The organism is Micromonospora sp. DT47 (assembly GCF_049844475.1).
Classification (GTDB): Bacteria; Actinomycetota; Actinomycetes; order Mycobacteriales; family Micromonosporaceae; genus Micromonospora.
On the sequence record NZ_JBNCLC010000012.1, the window covers coordinates 82,036 to 99,492 of the forward strand.

14 protein-coding genes are annotated in these 17,457 nt (G+C 72.7%); 12 read left to right on the plus strand and 2 right to left on the minus strand.

What is annotated here, in order from left to right; genetic code table 11:
- The first annotated feature begins 2 nt into the window (after positions 1 to 2).
- From ACLQ2U_RS19595 to ACLQ2U_RS19610, 4 genes are read left to right on the plus strand one after another with little or no spacing between them, the layout of a single operon-like run.
- Positions 3 to 1,211 (plus strand): CehA/McbA family metallohydrolase, encoded by a 1,209-nt coding sequence (locus ACLQ2U_RS19595; protein ID WP_425752137.1) that lies wholly within the window; start codon positions 3 to 5, stop codon positions 1,209 to 1,211.
- Entirely contained in the window at positions 1,202 to 2,113 is a 912-nt protein-coding gene (locus tag ACLQ2U_RS19600) for a sugar phosphate isomerase/epimerase family protein (protein WP_425752138.1), read from the plus strand. Before ACLQ2U_RS19595 ends, ACLQ2U_RS19600 begins: the two co-directional genes overlap by 10 nt.
- Positions 2,110 to 3,255 (plus strand): Gfo/Idh/MocA family protein, encoded by a 1,146-nt coding sequence (locus ACLQ2U_RS19605; RefSeq protein WP_425752139.1) that lies wholly within the window; start codon positions 2,110 to 2,112, stop codon positions 3,253 to 3,255. The genes ACLQ2U_RS19600 and ACLQ2U_RS19605 overlap by 4 nt, the downstream gene beginning before the upstream one ends.
- Positions 3,255 to 6,005, plus strand: a complete 2,751-nt coding sequence (locus tag ACLQ2U_RS19610) for a hypothetical protein (protein WP_425752140.1) — start codon at positions 3,255 to 3,257, stop codon at positions 6,003 to 6,005. The genes ACLQ2U_RS19605 and ACLQ2U_RS19610 overlap by 1 nt, the downstream gene beginning before the upstream one ends.
- Positions 6,006 to 6,069: 64 nt before the next feature.
- On the opposite strand, the gene ACLQ2U_RS19615 is transcribed toward ACLQ2U_RS19610, so the two are convergent.
- Together ACLQ2U_RS19615 and ACLQ2U_RS19620 are read right to left on the minus strand one after the other, a co-directional pair.
- Complete coding sequence (locus ACLQ2U_RS19615; protein WP_425752141.1) at positions 6,070 to 7,713, minus strand: family 10 glycosylhydrolase; 1,644 nt, start codon at positions 7,711 to 7,713, stop codon at positions 6,070 to 6,072.
- Positions 7,714 to 7,846: 133 nt separating this feature from the next.
- Positions 7,847 to 8,572 carry a GntR family transcriptional regulator gene (locus ACLQ2U_RS19620; protein ID WP_425752142.1) on the minus strand — a complete coding sequence of 242 codons (726 nt, stop codon included), beginning with the start codon at positions 8,570 to 8,572 and terminating at the stop codon, positions 7,847 to 7,849.
- A gap of 178 nt (positions 8,573 to 8,750) precedes the next feature.
- On the opposite strand from ACLQ2U_RS19620, the gene ACLQ2U_RS19625 reads away from it, so the two are divergent.
- The 8 genes from ACLQ2U_RS19625 (at position 8,751) to ACLQ2U_RS19660 (ending at position 17,457) form a co-directional block, all read left to right on the plus strand.
- Entirely contained in the window at positions 8,751 to 9,755 is a 1,005-nt protein-coding gene (locus ACLQ2U_RS19625) for a Gfo/Idh/MocA family protein (RefSeq protein ID WP_425752143.1), read from the plus strand.
- Between the two features lie 4 nt (positions 9,756 to 9,759).
- Positions 9,760 to 10,707, plus strand: a complete 948-nt coding sequence (locus ACLQ2U_RS19630; protein WP_425752144.1) for a TIM barrel protein — start codon at positions 9,760 to 9,762, stop codon at positions 10,705 to 10,707.
- Positions 10,708 to 10,714: 7 nt separating this feature from the next.
- Positions 10,715 to 11,680: a 5-dehydro-2-deoxygluconokinase gene (iolC, locus tag ACLQ2U_RS19635; RefSeq protein ID WP_425752145.1), complete on the plus strand. Its 966-nt coding sequence runs from the start codon at positions 10,715 to 10,717 to the stop codon at positions 11,678 to 11,680.
- Between the two features lie 2 nt (positions 11,681 to 11,682).
- Positions 11,683 to 12,579 carry a Cgl0159 family (beta/alpha)8-fold protein gene (locus tag ACLQ2U_RS19640; protein ID WP_425752146.1) on the plus strand — a complete coding sequence of 299 codons (897 nt, stop codon included), beginning with the start codon at positions 11,683 to 11,685 and terminating at the stop codon, positions 12,577 to 12,579.
- Positions 12,576 to 13,493, plus strand: coding sequence for a 5-deoxy-glucuronate isomerase (gene iolB / locus ACLQ2U_RS19645; protein WP_425752147.1), 918 nt, complete (start codon positions 12,576 to 12,578; stop codon positions 13,491 to 13,493). Before ACLQ2U_RS19640 ends, iolB begins: the two co-directional genes overlap by 4 nt.
- A complete protein-coding gene (iolD, locus tag ACLQ2U_RS19650) occupies positions 13,490 to 15,436 on the plus strand; it encodes a 3D-(3,5/4)-trihydroxycyclohexane-1,2-dione acylhydrolase (decyclizing) (protein ID WP_425752148.1) in 1,947 nt (648 codons plus the stop codon). Before iolB ends, iolD begins: the two co-directional genes overlap by 4 nt.
- The gene (locus ACLQ2U_RS19655; protein WP_425752149.1) at positions 15,433 to 16,329 is read left to right on the plus strand and encodes a TIM barrel protein; all 897 of its coding nucleotides are present in this window, start codon (positions 15,433 to 15,435) and stop codon (positions 16,327 to 16,329) included. Before iolD ends, ACLQ2U_RS19655 begins: the two co-directional genes overlap by 4 nt.
- 138 nt (positions 16,330 to 16,467) lie before the next feature.
- Positions 16,468 to 17,457 (plus strand): substrate-binding domain-containing protein, encoded by a 990-nt coding sequence (locus tag ACLQ2U_RS19660; RefSeq protein WP_425752150.1) that lies wholly within the window; start codon positions 16,468 to 16,470, stop codon positions 17,455 to 17,457.

Genomic DNA, 17,457 nt, shown 5'->3' on the forward strand with positions numbered 1-17,457 from the left:
CCATGGCGGCGCACCGGGGCAGGTGGACGCTGCGGGACCGCGCCGAGAGCGTGCTGCGGTCCCTGTCGGTCACCGTGCCCCCCGGCACCGCCGCCCTTACCGTACGACTGGACTATCCCCGGCAGGCCGGGGTGCTGGACCTCGGCTGCGTCGGGCCCGCCGGCTTCCGAGGCTGGTCGGGCGGTGCCCGCGACGGCTACACCGTGGCCGCCGGCTGGGCCACCCCCGGCTACCTGCCCGGCGAGCTGGAGCCCGGCGAATGGCAGGTCCTGCTCCGGCTGCACCGGATCCCGCCGGACGGGCTGGACTACGAGGTCACCGCCACCACCAGCACCACCAGGCCGGACGCCCCGGCGCCGCCGGCGGCACCGCCCCGCCCGGACCGCCCGCCCCGCCGCACGCTGCCCGAGGTGGACGGCCGGCGCTGGCTCGCCGGGGACCTGCACGCGCACACCGTGCACAGCGACGGCGCGGCCACCATCGACGAACTGGCCGCCCTCGCCGCCGCCCGGGGCCTCGACTTCCTCGCCGTCACCGACCACAACACGGTCAGCCACCACCCGTGGCTGCCCGACGCCTCGGCCCGGTACGGCCTCACCCTGCTGCCCGGGCAGGAGGTGACCACCGACCGGGGGCACGCCAACGTGTTCGGCCCGGTCGGCTGGGTCGACTTCCGGCAGCCGCCCGACGTATGGCTGGCCACCGCGGAGCGGGCCGGCGGGCTGATGTCGGTCAACCACCCCCTCGGCGGTGACTGCGCGTGGCGGCAGCCGCTGACCACCCGTACCCGGCTGGCGGAGGTGTGGCACTCCGGCTGGTGGGACCGCACCTGGGGCGCCCCGCTGGCGTGGGCGCGAGCCTGGCGCCCGGACGTGGTACCGGTCGGCGGCAGCGACTTCCACCGCCCCGGCGACGACGCACCGCCCGGCTCCCCCACCACCTGGCTGCTGGTCGACGCCGACCGCGAACCCGAGGCCGCCGTGCTCGAGGCGCTGCGGGCCGGTCGTACCGCCATCTCCGCCAACCCCGACGCGCCGCTGCTGCTCCGCCTCGGCGACGAACTACTCGCGCTCGACGCGGACGGCGCGCTGCTCGGCTACCCCGACGGCAGCCACCGCGTCGTCCACGGCGACCAGTGCCGGCTCCCGGCCGGCGACGGCCTGCACGTCCTGGAATCCCACCGCATGGAGGTGATCGCACTGTGCAGCTGACCGGACGCACCCGGGTGGCCGGCGCACCCGTCAACCACGGCGTCTACCAGCCGGACGACGCACTCCTCGACCCGGACGAGCTGCTGGCGGCCCTGTCCAGCGACGGGTACGACGGGGTGGACTCGGGGCCCATCGGCTACCTCGGCACCGGCGAGGTGCTGGCCGGCCGGCTCGCAGCGGCCGGCATCCGGCTCGCCGGCGGCTGGGTCGACCTGCGCTACGCCGACCCGGACGGCTTCACCGAAGACCTGGCCCAGCTCGACGCGGCGCTCGACGCGTTCACCGCCGTACCGGCCGACGACCGCCGGTTCGCCCCCCGACCCACGCTGGCCTGCCCCGGCAACCCCGCCCGCATGGCTCGGCCCGGTACCCCGACCGAGCTGAGCGCGGCGCTGCCGGCCAGCGCCTGGCCGGAGTTCGCCGCCCGGGTGCAGCGGGCCGCCGGCCGCTGCCGGGACCGGGGCTTGGAACCGGTGTTCCACTACCACCTCGGCACCGACGTGGAGACCGAGGCCGAGGCCGACCGGCTGCTCGAACTCACCGACATCGCGGTCTGCCTGGACACCGGACACCTGCTGCTGGCCGGCGGCGACCCGGTCGCGGCGGTACGCCGGTGGGCCGGCCGGATCGGGCAGGTGCACCTGAAGGACGCCGACCTGGCCGTCCACGAGCGGGTCCGGGCGGCCGGCGCTGGCCTCTCCGACGTGGTCGCCGCCGGGGGCTTCTGCGCCCTGGGCGCCGGTGACGTCGACTTCGCCGGGGTGCTCGCCGGCCTCGACGCCATCGGCTACACCGGCTGGCTGGTGATCGAACAGGACGCGCCGGCGCACGGGCGAGACCTCGACCGGACGCTGGCCGACCAGCGCGCCAACCGGCGCTGGCTGGAGGAGGCGCTGCGATGACCGAACCGGGCAAGCGGATCCGGATCGCGGTCGCCGGGCTCGGCATCATCGCCCGTACGGTGCACCTGCCGCTGCTGCAACGCCGCGGGGACCTGTTCGAGATCGTCGCGCTCGGCGACCTCTCCCCCACCCGGGTGGCCGAGCTGGGCGGCCGGTACGGCGTCGAGCCGGGTCGCCGGTACACCGACGCCACCGCGATGCTGGCCGACGGCGGGTACGACGCGGCGCTGCTGGCGACCTCCGGCTCGCATGGTGAGCTGGCCGCGCTGGCCCTGCGCGCGGGCCTGCCGGTGCTCTGCGAGAAGCCGCTGGCCTACACCCTCGCCGAGGCGGCCCGCCTGACCGAGCTGAGCGGCGGTACCCCTTCGCTGATGGTCGGCTACATGAAGCAGTACGACCCGGCGGTGGCCGAGGCCGCCCGTCTGCTCGACGAGTGGGGCGGAGCCGAGCGGGTCCACGCGGTGGAGGTGAGCGTGCTGCACGCCGGCGGCGACCGGCAGCTCGCGTTCGCCAACCTGCCGCCGCCCCCCGCCGACGTACCGCCCGCGGAGGCGGCCCGGCTACGCGCGGCCGACGCCGCGCTGCTCGACGCCGCGGTCGGCGGCGACCCCGGCGCGCGCACCCTCTACCAGATCCTGATCAACAGCATCTCCCACGACCTGTCCCTGCTGCGGCTCTTCACCGGCGCCCCGGCCACCGTGGAGCACGTCGCGACCTGGCCGGTGATGCCGGGCGGGCCAGTGGAGCCGTCGGTGGAGATCAGCGGGCGGCTGCCGGGCGGGGCCCGCTACGGCATCCGCTGGCTCAACCTGCCGGACTACCCGGCCTACCGGGAGACGGTGACCCTGCACCATGCCCGCGGCTCCCTGGAACTGGTCTTCCCGTCGCCGTACCTGCTCAACGCGCCCACCACGCTGACCCTGGTGGAGGCCCACGGCGGCGGTGAGCGGCGGGCGGCGTTCCGGTCGGTGACCGAGGCGTTCGAGCAGGAGCTGGTCGCCTTCCACGCGATGGTCACCGCGGGCTCGCCACCGCTGACCGGGATCGCCGAGGGTGCGACCGACGTACGGACCAGCCAACAGGTGGTACGCCGCTACGGTCAGCTGACCGGGTCGGCGATCGGTGGAGAGGCGGCAGGCTGATGACGCGACCGACCGAGATCATCGTCGTGCCGCACACCCACTGGGACCGGGAGTGGTACGAGCCGTTCCAGCGGTTCCGGCTGCGGCTGGTGGCGCTGCTGGACGACGTGTTCGAGCGGATGGAACGCGACGAGCGGCAGCGGTTCACCCTCGACGGCCAACTCGCCGCGGTGGACGACTACCTGGAGGTCCGCCCGGAGCGGCGCGAGCAGGTGATCGCCCTGGTACGCGCCGGACGGCTGGCGGTGGGGCCGTGGCAGATCCTGCTCGACGAGTTCCTCTGCTCCGGGGAGAACATCGTCCGCAACCTGGAGCGCGGGCTGACCCGCAGCGCCGATCTGGGCGGCGCCATGCCGGTGGGCTACCTGCCCGACATGTTCGGCCACATCGCCCAGATGCCGCAGATCCTGGCCGGGGCCGGGCTGGCCCACGCCTGCGTGTTCCGCGGCGTCCCCGACCGGGTCCGGACCCACGCGTTCGCCTGGCAGGCGCCGGACGGCACCAGCGTGCGCACCGAGTACCTGCCCGGCGGGTACGGCAACGCGGCCGGCCTGCTGGACGACGCGGCGCTGGTCACCCGCCGGGCCGCCGACCTGGCTGCCCGGCTCGGCGGCTGGCGCCCCGAGGGCGCCGCCACTCCGATCCTCGCCATGTACGGCACCGACCACGCCGCGCCGGCCCCGGACGCCCCCGACCTGCTCGCCGCCGCCGACCTCGACGGCACCCGGCTTCGGCTCGGCACGCTCGCCGAGTACTTCGCCACCCAGCCGGCCACCGTGGACGGGCTGCCCACCGTGCGCGGCGAGCTGCGCTCGCACGCCCGGGCCAACATCCTGCCTGGCGTGATCTCCGTACGCGCGCACCTGAAGCAGGCGATGGGCCGCGCCGAGCGCCGGGTCGAGCGGTACGCCGAACCGCTCGCCGCGCTCTGGCACGACCCGTCCGTCCAGCGCTTCCTGGACATGGCGTGGACCCGGCTGATCGACGCCAGCTGCCACGACTCGGTGACCGGGTGCGGCTGCGACGAGACCGCCGAGCAGGTGGCCGCCCGCCTGGCCGAGGCCGACCAGCTCGGCCGGGCGGTCTGCGACCTGGTCGGCGCCAGGCTGGCCGCCGCCGTGCCGCGCGACGGGTACCTGCTGTTCAACCCCAGCCCGACGGTCCGGACCGCGCTGGTGCGGCTGGACGTCGAGGCGCCGGACGACACCGCGGTGGGGCTGGCCGGCGCGGACGGCGCGACGGTGGCCGCTCAGGTCCTCGACCGGGCCCGGACGCTGCTCGCCGACGACCTGGTGCCGGCCGCCGACCTGCCCGCGGTGCTCACCCGGGTGCACGGCCGGGAGCTCTACGGCCAGGAGATCACCCGGTGGTCGGTGTCGCCGGCGGACGCCACCCTCACCTTCGAGGTGGCCAGGCACGGCGACCCCGCCTTCGACGTGGAGGACGTCCGGCTGGCGCTGGCCGGCGCCGGGCATCCGGACCGGTGGCGGGTCCGCATCGTCGCCGCACCCCGGCTGACCGTCGCCGCGCTGGTCGACGTCCCCGCGCTCGGCCACACCGCGGTGCGGCCGGTGGCGCTGCCGGCCGGCGAGGCCGCGGTCCCCGGACCGGTCACCGTCGCCGGCCGGAGCCTGGACAACGGACTGCTGCGCGTCGATGTCGCCGAGGACGGCACGCTGCGGCTTGCCACCCCGGACGGCGTCGCGGTGGACGGGGTGGGCCGGATCGTCGACGGCGGCGACGTGGGCGACAGCTACAACTACGCTCCGCCGGCCGCCGACGAGCTGGTCGACAAGCCCCGCGCGGTACGGACGGTGCTGCGCCACGCGGGCCCGCTGGTGGCCGTCCTCGACGTGGTACGCGAGTACCGCTGGCCGGTGGCGGCCGACGTCGACGCCGGCTCCCGCGCGGTGGGCCGGGAGCCCGTCGTGGTCACCACCCGGGTCGAGCTGCGCTCCGGCGAGCGGTTCGCCCGGCTCCGCATCGAGTTCGACAACCGCTGCGACGACCACCGGGTCCGGCTGCACCTGCCGTTGCCGTCCCCGGCCCGCTCGTCGTACGCCGAGGGCCAGTTCGCGGTGGCGGAGCGCGGGCTGACGGCGGAGGGCGGCGGCGGTGAGGTGCCGCTGCCGACGTTCCCGGCGTCCGGGTTCGTGGCCGCCGGCGGGCCGGACGGCTCGCTGGCGGTGCTGCTGACCCAGCCCACCGAGTACGAGCTGACCGACTCCGGGCGCGAACTGGCCGTGACGGTGCTGCGATCGATCGGGATGCTGTCGCGCAACCGGCACGCCCTGCGCGACGAGCCGGCCGGCCCGCAGCTGCCCACCCCGTTGGCCCAGTGCCGCGGCGAGCGGACCGTCGAACTGGCGGTGCTGCCGTTCCGGGCCGAGTGGCACGCGGCGGGGGTGGCCGAGGCGGCCGAGGCTTATCGGCACGAGCTGCTGACCTTCCCCGGTACGGGGCAGCCGTCCGTCGCGCTGCCGGGACCGGCCACCGGGCTGACCGTGGCCGGCCCGGGGGTGGCGCTCACCAGCGTCCGGGACCGGCACGGCCGGGTCGAGGTGCGGGTGGTGGCCGAGGCCCCGACCGGCACCAGCGCGGTCATCGGGGCCGGGCGGGGTGTCCGGGGGGCGTGGCGGGCCGACCTGATGGGCCGGCCGGGCGACCGGCTGACCGTCGACGCCGACGGTCTGGTCCGCCTGCCGTTGCGCGCCTGGGAGATCGCCACGGTGCAGCTCGACCTGGCCTGAGGGGCGAGGCCGGGACGCGACCTCGACCGGTGCCCCGCGCGGGGCACCCTTCACCGCAGTGGTCTTACTGCGCGGCGACGGACATCGGCGCGCTGAGTCCGCCCTCGTTCCCGCTGCGATCCAGTCCGGACACGCAATATGAGAGCGGGCGGTCGGCCGGGGCGCCGCGGTCGACCCAGCCGGTACCCCGGGCGGTGCCGACGAGCCGGGCCCCGTCGCCGTCCACGCGGTAGACGGCGAAGCTCGCGGCCCCATCCCCGCGCCAGGTCAGCACCACCCCGCCAGCGCCCTCACGCCGCGCGCCGGTGACCGCCGGTGCGGCCGGCGGCGCCGCCGGTAGCTGCGCCATCGCGGGCACCAGCGCCGGGCCGCCGTAGTGCGCCCCGCTGTACCGGCTGACCGCCCCGAGCTTGTCGGCGCGCACCTGCCTGGCGCTGAAATGCACGCTCCCGCTCACCTCGTACCGCCGGTTGAGGGCGAGCTGGCGGTCCAGCTCGGTCGGGTCGAGCCAGGCGCCGCGCTCGCCCACCCGATAGTCGGCCTGGCCGATGTAGAGCTGCACCCGGGTGCCCCTCACCGTCGCCGCCCACCACGGCAGCAGCTTGGCGTAGTCGGCCTTGCCGAACCCGATGTGCCAGTAGAGCTGCGGCACCACGTAGTCCAGCCATTGCTCCCGTACCCAGAGCCGCGTGTCGGCGTAGATGTCGTCGTAGCTCTGCAAACCCGCGGTCGCTGAGCCGGCCGGGTCGGTGCGCTTGTTGCGCCAGATGCCGAACGGGCTGATGCCGAACTTCACCCACGGCTTGATCGCCTTGATCCGCTCGCTCATCTCGCGGACCAGCGTGTTCACGTTGTCCCGGCGCCAGGCATGCTTGTCCGCGAACCGCCGGCCGTACCGGGCGAACGCCGCGCCGTCCGGAAAGTCCTGCCCGGCCTCCGGGTACGGGTAGAAGAAGTCGTCGAAGTGCACCCCGTCGACGTCGTACCGCTGGACCGCCTCCAGCATCGAGTCCTCGACGAACTTGCGCGCCTCCGGGACGCCGGGGTTGAAGTAGAGGCGGCTGCCGGGTCGGTCGGCGCTGGGATAGGTCACCACCCAGTCGCGGTGCCGCCGCAGCGGGTGTGTCGGCGCAAGCTGGTCCAGCCTCGGGCCAGGCCCGCCCGCCGCGGCCGGCTGCCCGCCCCGGTACGGGTTGAACCAGGCGTGGAACTCCAGGTTGCGGGCGTGCGCCTCGGCGACCATGAACTCCATCGGGTCCCAGCCCGGGTCGCGGCCGTCGCGGTGCCCGGTCAGCCACTCCGACCACGGCGCGTACCTGGACGGCCAGAGAGCGTCCCCGCTCGGCCGCACGTGCACGAAGACCGCGTTGTGGTTGCGCCGCACGGCCAGGTCCAGCCAGCCCCGGAACTCCGCCCGCACCATCTCGGCCGGCAGGCCGCGCCGGCTCGGCCAGTCGATGTTGTTCACCGTCGTGATCCACATGCCGCGCAGCTCCCGGGGCGCCCGGGCGGGCCGGCCGGCGCAGATGGGGGTGCCGCCCGCCGCGGCCACGTCACCCTGCTCGGGTGCACCGCCGTCGCCAACAAACCGTTCCCGCAGCGACCAGGCGCCGACCGAGACCGCCACGGCGAGCGCGGCGACCACCGCGACGAGGCCTTGGATACGACGGTGGTGGGCAGTCGGAGCGGGCGGGTCGGCGGGGGGCATTGCCCCAGTCTGCCCAGTGCGGGCCCGCCGGTGAACCAGTTGGACGGTTACTTAACGATCATATAAGGCCGGCCGCTGACGCTGTGGTGACGGCCGGGCCCGCTGGCGGGAGCCGCTCGACGCCGTTCCTGCGTCACCGTTCATCGATCGTCACCTCGATGCTGTAGTCCTGAGCCCGGTAGCAGTGGTCGCCGTACTCCACCGCGTTGCCTACCGAGTCGAACGCGCTTCGCGTCATCGTGAGCACCGGCTCGGACGGCTTCAACCCCAGGTGTTGCCGTTCGGCCCCGGTCGGCCTGCGAGCTCCGATCGCTTGGTGCGCGATGACCGGCCGCACGCCACGATCGCGCAGCAGGGCGTACAGGCCCTGCGCTTCCAACTGCTCCCTGGTGAGGTCGGCGTACGACTGCGGCAGCCAGTTGCGCAGGATGGCCAGCGGGTGGTTGTCGGAGAACCGCAGGCGGACGATCGAGAGCAGTTGGGCGTCGTCGGGCAGATCCAGGGCCGCCGCCACACGTCCGTTCCGCACCAGCTCGTGGTGAAGCACGGTGGTCGTGGGTCGGCCCGTATCGCGGTTGAGGTCGTCGTAGAGGCTGGTCAGTTCGGCGCGGCGGTGCACCTTGCGGTTCGCGACGGTGGTGCCGACTCCGCGGCGGCGCAGCAGCAGGCCTTGGCTGACCAGTTCCTGGATGGCACGTCGCACTGTCGGCCGTGACAGGTTGAGCCGCTCGGCGAGGGCGATCTCATTCTCGAAGGGATCGCCGGGCTGCAGCTGACCGGTCCGGATAGCGGTGCAGAGTTGCTCTGCGAGCTGGTGGTACAGGGGCACTGGTGAGGATCGGTCGATGGTCACGCCCACTCGGATGGCCATGGCGCGAACTCTACTGCAAAAGGCAGATTGACGTTACGTGAAGATGTCAGAACAAACTCTTGACGAGACATCGATGTAACGGGCAGGCTGCAGCCCATGGCCGGCGGCGGGAACCAGCCGCAGGCAACGGCAGGCAGCCAGCGACGACGTGGATTGGGTGACTCATATGCGCATCGGGCTCGCGGGCGTGGGGCGGATTGGCGCATTCCATGCCAGGACCCTGGCCGGCCTCGACTTTGTCGACGAGCTCGTCTTGACCGACACCAACGTCGAGGCCGCCCGTGCCCTCGCCAAGGAACTCGGCGTGGAGGTCGCCGCGGACGTCGAGGCGCTGCTCGCCTCGGGCGTCGACGGCTTCGTGATCGCGACGGCCACTCCCGGGCACGCCCCGCTGCTACGGCAGGCGATCGCCGCCGGGGTGCCGACCTTCTGCGAGAAGCCCATCGCGGCCACCCTCGAAGAGACCATCGCGCTGACCAACCTCGTGGCGGCCAGCGAGGTGCCGGTCCACGTCGGCTTCCAGCGACGCTTCGACGCCGGCTACCAGCGCGCGCGGCGCGCGGTGGAGTCCGGCGAGCTGGGGTTCGTCCACACCATCCGAGCCAACACCCACGACCAGTCACCGCCGCACGCGTCCTACATCCCGACCTCGGGCGGGATCTTCCGCGACTGCAACGTGCACGACTTCGACATCCTCCGGTTCGTCACCGGGCAGGAGGTGGAGTCCGTCTATGCAACAGGTGCCAACAAGGGAGCCCACTTCTTCTCGGAGGCCGGGGACGTGGACACTGGCGCCGCCCTGCTCACCCTGGACGACGGCACCATCGTGCTGGTCTCCTCGACCCGCTACAACGGCGGCGGCCACGACGTGCGCATGGAGGTGTTCGGCGAGAAGGGGACGATCGGGGTCGGGTTGGACCATTCGCTGGCGATGGGGTCCGCCGAGGAGGCGATCGACTTTCCCCGTGGCCCCCAGAGCTGGTCCTTCATGGAGCGTTTCCTCACGGCGTACAAGGCGGAGCTCACCGCCTTCGCGGGCGTCGCCCGCGGTGACCGACTCTCCCCCTGCACCGTCCACGACGCACTCGAGGCCTTTCGCGTCGCCGAGGCCTGCGAGCTGTCCCGGGCGGAGGGCCGGCCCGTCGCCCTCACCGAGATCAAGGGACTGTGATGCCATGACCGCTGTCAGCGCCAACCCCACCCCGCCAACAGCCGGCCGCAGCCCGGTCTCCGACCGCATCGCCGGGGCGCCCATCTCGTGGGGCGTCTGCGAGGTCCCCGGCTGGGGCTACCAGCTCGAACCGCCCGTCGTGCTGCGGCAGATGCGCCAACTCGGTCTGGCCGCCACCGAATTCGGACCGGAGGGCTTCCTCCCTGACGACCCGGCAGCCAAGGCCGCGACGCTGGCCGGGTACGGCCTGAAGGCGGTGGGACAGTTCGTCCCCGTCGTCCTGCACGACCCGGGCCACGACCCACTCCCGGAGGTCGAACGCGCGATGGCCGCTCTGGTCGCGGCCGGCGCATCCACAGTGGTCATCGCAGCTGCGACGGGTCAGGATGGCTACGACGAGCGTCCGGTCCTCGGCCAGTCCGGCTGGTCGACGCTGCTGGGCAACCTCGACCGCATCACCGACACCGCAGCCGTCCGCGGACTCGTGGCCACCCTGCATCCGCACGTGGGCACGATGGTCGAGAGCGGTGAGGAGACTGCCCGGGTGCTCGCCGGCAGCCGCGTCGGCCTGTGCCTCGACACCGGCCACCTGCTCATCGGCGGCGGTGACCCGGTCGCGGTGGCGCAGCAGAGCCCGGGACGGATCGCGCACATCCATCTGAAGGACGTCCGGATCGACTGGGCCCGGCGTGTCCAGTCCGGCGAGGCCACCTACACCGAGGCCGTGGCCGGTGGCATGTACGTCCCGCTCGGCCAGGGTGATGTCGACGTCAGGGCGATCGTGACGGCCCTTGAGAACAGCGGGTACGCGGGATGGTACGTCCTCGAGCAGGACTGCATCCTGGCCGCCGCGCCGGCCAGCGGGTCGGCGGGACCGGACCCGGCGGCCGACGTACGGGCGAGCATCGAGCACCTACTCGCCGTGGCCGGACCGAGCGCGGCAGGGGCCTGAGGCGATGGTGGCCGCAGACACTGCCGGCTATGACCTGGTGGCCATGGGCCGGTGCGGGGTGGACATCTACCCGCTCGACCACGGTGTGGGCCTCGAGGACGTCGGGCGCTTCGAGAAGTTTCTGGGCGGTAGTGCCACCAACGTCGCCGTGGCCGCGGCGCGGCACGGGCGCCGGGCGGCGCTCATCACGCGTACCGGCCGCGATCCGTTCGGTCGCTACATCCACCGGTCGCTGCGTGACTTCGGCGTCGACGACGTGTTCGTCACCGAGGTCGACGGCCCCCCGACGCCGGTCACCTTCTGCGAGATCTTCCCCCCGGACGACTTCCCGCTTTACTTCTACCGCTATCCGACCGCGCCGGACCTCATGATCGAGGCCGAGGAGCTTCCGCTCGACGAGATCCGGGCCGCCCGGGTCTTCTGGACCACCGTCACCGGGCTGTCGCAGGAGCCGTCGCGCTCAGCCCACTTCGCCGCGTGGCAGGCCCGTGGCCGGCGCTCGCACGCCGTCCTCGACCTCGACTACCGGGCGATGTTCTGGCCTGACCCCGCCGAGGCGGGCGAACAGGTCGCCAAGGCCCTGGAGCACGTGACCGTCGCGGTGGGCAACCGCGAGGAGTGCCAGGTCGCGGTCGGCGAGACGGAACCTCAGCGCGCGGCGGACGCCCTGCTCGAACGCGGGGTGGAACTCGCCATCGTCAAGCAGGGCCCCAAGGGGGTGCTGGCCGCGACCGTCGATGAGCGCGTCGAGGTGCCGCCGTTCCCCGTGACCGTCGTCAACGGCCTCGGCGCGGGCGACGCCTTCGGCGGCGCGCTGGTCCACGGCCTGCTCAACGGGTGGGACCTGCACCGCATTCTGCGCTTCGCCAACGTGGCCGGGGCCATCGTCGCTTCCCGGCTGGAGTGCTCCAGTGCCATGCCGACCGAGGCCGAGGTCGAGGCGCTCCTCGCCGCTCGGGAACAGGAGGGGTGACGGTGACGACGACGACCCGTTCGACCATTGCCGAGTTGACCGAGATCCGGGTGCGCGAGCCACGGCGGATCACCGACGGTTGGGCCGCCCGCAGGCGCCGGCAGCTCGTCGGCGCGGACGGCAGGCTGCTCATCGTTGCCGCGGACCACCCGGCCCGCGGCGCGCTGGGGGTGCGTGACGATGGTCAGGCGATGGCCTCGCGCAGCGAGCTGCTGCAGCGCCTGGCCACAGCGCTGTCCCGCCCCGGCGTCGACGGCGTTCTCGGCACGCCCGACATCCTCGACGACCTGCTCCTGATGGGCGCGTTGGAGGGCAAGGTCGCCATCGGGTCGATGAACCGAGGCGGCCTGCAGGGCGCGGTCTTCGAGCTCGACGACCGGTTCACCGCGTACACCGCCGACGAGATCGCGGCCCGGGGCCTGGATGGCGGCAAGATGCTGACCCGGATCTGCCTCGACGATCCGGGTACGGCAGACACGCTGCAGGCGAGCGCCCACGCGATCACGCAGCTCGCCGCCCACCGCGTGATGGCGATGGTGGAGCCGTTCCTCTCGGTTCGGGAGAAGGGCAGGTTGCGTAACCTGCTCGACCCCGAATCGGCCATCACGTCGATCCACATCGCTGCCGGCCTGGGCGCCACCAGCCAGCACACCTGGCTGAAACTGCCCGTGGTTGACGACCTGGAGCGCGTCATGGACGCCACCACGCTGCCGACGCTTCTGCTCGGCGGTGACCCGACACGCCACCCGGACGACACGTACGCCGCGTGGGGCAAGGCGCTCGATCTGCCGGCCGTGCGCGGCCTGGTCGTCGGGCGGGCGCTGCTCTTCCCGCCGGACGGTGACGTGGCCGCCGCCGTCGACATCGCTTCGCAACTCGTGCACGGGGGCCGGCGATGAGTGACAACGGACGCTGGGTGCATCGCTTTGGCAGCTGCGGCGACGGCGACTTCCAGGTGTCCATCAACGATGCCCTCGACGGGTGGCAGCACACCAGCCTGCGGGTGGCCACGCTGGCGCCGACTGTCGAGGTGAGCCTCGATCTCGGCGACAGCGAGGTCATCGTCGTGCCGCTGCGGGGCAGCTTCGACGTCACGGCGATCGACGAGACCGGAGAGCGCCACGAGGTCCGCCTTGCCGGACGGACGAGCGTCTTCGCCGGTGCGACCGACGTCGCCTACGTTCCGCGCGGCTCCCGGCTCACGGTGCGCAACGGCGGCGACGGCCCAGCCAAGGTGGCCGTCTGCGGCGCCAAGGCGACGAAGCAGAGCACGCCGCTGCCGTTCCGCCACGTGGCTGCCGCCGATGTCCCCGTGGAGCTGCGGGGCGCCGGCATGGCCTCGCGCGAGGTGCGCAACTTCGGCGTCCCGCAGGTGCTCGACGCGGACTCGATCATCGCGTGCGAGGTCGTCACGCCCGCCGGCAACTGGAGCTCCTACCCGCCGCACAAGCACGACGAGGAGCGCGACGGGGTGGAGACTCAACTGGAGGAGATCTACTACTTCGAGGTCCGGGCGGAGTCCCCGGCGGATGGGGCCGACCCCGTTGGCTACCAGCGGGTGTACGGCACCCCGGAGCGGCCGTTGGACGTCTTCGCCGAGGTCCGCTCGGGCGATGTCGTCCTGGTACCGCACGGCTGGCACGGCCCCGCGATGGCCCCGCCCGGCTACGACCTCTACTACCTGAACGTCATGGCCGGGCCCGGCGCGACCAGGGCGTGGCTCATCTGCGACGACCCCGCCCATGCCTGGGTGCGGAACTCGTGGGCTCAGCAGGATGTCGACCCGAGACTGCCGATCGGAGGACCCCGATGACCGCCGGCGCCGAAAAGGTACGCCTCACCGTGGGGCAGGCCGTGGTGCGCTTCCTGGCCAACCAGTGGAGCGAGCGGGACGGCCAGCGCCAGAAGCTGTTCGCCGGGTGCTTGGGCATCTTCGGTCACGGCAACGTCGCGGGCGTGGGCCAGGCCCTGCTGCAGAACGAGCTGGCCGACGACGAGGAGCGCCTGCCGTACGTGCTGGCCCGCAACGAGCAGGCCATGGTCCACACCGCGGTGGCCTATGCACGGCAGAAGGACCGGCTCCAGACGTGGGCCTGCACCGCGTCCGTCGGCCCCGGCTCGACCAACATGCTCACCGGGGCTGCGCTGGCCACCGTCAACCGTCTGCCGGTGCTGCTGCTGCCCTCCGGCACGTTCGCCACCCGGGTGCCGGCGCCGGTGCTGCAGGAGCTCCAGGTGCCGTACGCCGCGGACGTCACCGTCAACGACGCATTCCGCCCGCTGTCGCGCTTCTTCGACCGGGTCAACCGGCCCGAGCAGCTGCCCTCGGCCCTGCTGGGCGCCATGCGGGTCCTCACCGACCCGGTGGAGACCGGGGCGGCGACGATCGCGCTGCCCCAGGACGTGCAGGCCGAGGCCTTCGCGTGGCCGGTCGAGCTCTTCGCGCCACGGGTCTGGCGGGTGGCCCGGCCGGCACCGGAGGCCGTCGACGTCGCGGACGCGGCCACCCTCATCCGCTCGGCGCGGCGGCCACTCATCGTCGCCGGCGGCGGGGTGCACTACTCCGGCGCGGAGCAGGCGCTGCGCGTGTTCTGCGAAGCCAGCGGCATCCCGGTCGGGGAGACCCAGGCCGGCAAGGGCGCGGTGCCGCACGGTCACCCGCAGGCCATGGGCGCGATCGGTTCGACGGGCACGACGGCCGCGAACGCGCTGGCCCGGGAGGCCGACGTCGTGATCGGCATCGGCACCCGCTACAGCGACTTCACCACCGCTTCGCACACCGCCTTCCAGAATCCGGGCGTCCGCTTCGTCAATATCAACGTCGCCCGGTTCGACGCCGGCAAGCACGGGGGCCTGCCGGTCGTGGCGGACGCCCGGGAGGGGCTCAACGCCCTCACCGTGGCCCTGCAGGGACATGCCGTGGACCCGGCGTACCGGGACCGGCAGGTGAGGCTGTTCCGCGACTGGGACGCGCGGGTGGAGGCGGCCTACCACCCGCCTGCCGAGGTCACCGATGCGCTCGCCGACGGCGTCCTCACCCAGGGCACGGTGCTCGGCTGCGTCAACGAGCTGTCCGACCCGAGGGACGTCGTCGTGTGCGCCGCCGGCTCGATGCCCGGTGACCTGCACAAACTATGGCGGGTCCGGGACCGCAAGGCCTACCACGTCGAGTACGGCTACTCCTGCATGGGCTACGAGATCCCCGGCGGCATCGGGGTGCGGCTGGCGGACCCCGACCGCGACGTCTTCGTCATGGTGGGCGACGGCTCCTACCTGATGATGCCGACCGAGCTGGTCACGGCCGTGCAGGAACGGGTCAAGGTGATCGTCGTCCTGGTCCAGAACCACGGTTTCCACTCCATCGGCTCGCTGTCGGAGTCTCTCGGCTCACAGCGGTTCGGCACGAAGTACCGCTTCCGCAATGACGCCACCGGCCGGCTGGACGGCGGGAAGCTGCCGATCGACCTCGCCGCCAATGCCCGCAGCCTCGGGGCGACGGTGATCGAGGTACACAGCCGCGGGGAACTCGAGCAGGCGATCAAGGACGCCAAGGCCGCCCCGGCGGACGGCGGACCCGTCGTCATCCATGTGGAGACCGACCCCACCGTCCACGCCCCCGACAGCGAGTCCTGGTGGGATGTCCCGGTCAGCCAGGTCAGCGACCTCGACACCACCCAGCGCGCCCACACCACGTACGCCGGGCACAAGGCCACCCAGCGCCCACTGCTGGCGCCGACCGAGAGGACGAACCGATGAGCAGGCCGGCCATGATCGGCAGCGCCCCGGACAGCTGGGGTGTGTGGTTCCCCGACGACCCCCGACAGACTCCCTGGCAGCGCTTCCTGGACGAGGTCGCCGGCGCCGGCTACACCCGCATCGAGCTGGGGCCGTACGGCTACCTGCCCACCGACCCCTCACGGCTGCGCGCCGAGCTGGACAAGCGGGGGCTGACCGTGACGGCCGGCACCATCTTCGAGCACCTGCATCGCGCCGACTCGTGGGACACCACGTGGAAGGACGTCTCCGCGGCAGCCTCGCTGACCGCAGCCATTGGCGCCAAGCACCTCGTGGTCATCCCCGACTTCTGGCGCGACCCGCAAACCGGGGCGGTCCTGGAAACCGCGCACCTGACTGCCGAGCAGTGGGTGGCGTACGGCGCGCAGACGAACCGGCTCGCGCGCCGCATCCGCGACGAGTTCGGCCTGCAGATCCAGTTTCACCCCCACGCGGACACCCACGTGGACACCCACGAGAACGTGGAGCGGTTCCTCCACGAGACGGACCCCGACCTGGTGAGGCTGTGCCTGGACACCGGGCACATCTCCTACTGCGGTGGGGACAACCTCAAGCTCATCGGCGACCATCCCGAGCGGATCGGGTACGTGCATCTCAAGCAGGTCGACCCCGCTGTCCTGACGGCCGTGCACGAGCAGGGCATCGGCTTCGGCGAGGCCGTGCGAATGGGGGCCATGTGCGAGCCACCGACGGGCATCCCCGACATGCCCCCCATCCTCGACGCCCTGGCGAACCTCGACGCGGAGATCTTCGCCATCGTCGAGCAGGACATGTACCCGTGCCCCGCCGACAGACCCCTGCCCATCGCGACGCGGACCTTGGCGTACCTGCAGTCCTGCGGCCCGCTGCGCTGACGGGCGGCTTTCGCGGGCGCAGCTGATGACCGCTCGCACCAGGAACCAACGATCCCCCGAACAGGCAGCACCACCCGCCTGACCCGTCCCCCCAAATCCGTCCCGACGACGTGGCGGATGAAGAAAGGCAGAAACGACATGATGCGTAGATCTCGCATGTCCCTGCTCGCGGCCGGCGCCGTGACCGCTCTCGCCCTGGCGGCGTGCAGCTCCAGCGGAGGCAAGCAGACCACCGAGGGTGACGCCGGCAAGGCTGGCACCGCCACCACCCCGAGGATGACCGTCGCCTTCATCACCCATGCGGCCCCGGGCGACACCTTCTGGGACCTGGTCCGCAAGGGCGCCGAGGACGCGGCGAAGAAGGACAACGTCGAGCTGCAGTACCAGTCCGACCCGGACGGCGCGAACCAGGCCAACCTCGTGCAGTCCGCGATCGACAAGAAGGTCGACGGCATCGCGGTGACCCTGGCCAAGCCGGACGCCATGAAGGCCAATGTGCAGAAGGCCGCTCAGGCCAGGGTCCCGGTCGTCGCCCTCAACGGCGGCATCGACGCGTGGAAGAGCATGGGCGTACTGGGCTACTTCGGCCAGGACGAGAGGATCGCCGGTCAGGCGGCCGGCGAGCGGCTCACGAAGGACGGCGCCAAGAAGGCGCTCTGCGTCATCCAGGAGCAGGGCCACGTGGGCCTCGAGGCTCGGTGTGACGGGACGAAGGCCGGGTTCCCGAACACCGAGAAGATCTACGTGACCGGCACCGACATGCCGAGCGTCCAGGCGGCGATCACCTCAAAGCTCCAGCAGGACAAGAGCATCGACCGCGTGCTGACCCTCGGCGCGCCGTTCGCGCTGACCGCCGTCAAGTCGGTCAAGGACGCCAACACCTCGGCCAAGGTGGTCACCTTCGACACCAACAAGGACCTCGTGGCCGCGATCAAGGGCGGCCAGGTCGAGTGGGCGGTCGACCAGCAGCCCTACCTCCAGGGATACCTCGCGGTCGACAGCCTGTGGCTCTACAAGACCAACGGGAACACCATCGGCGGTGGCCAGGCGACCCTGACCGGTCCCGCGTTCATCGACAACACCAACGTCGCCGTTGTCGAGAAGTTCGCCAGCAACGGCACGAGGTGA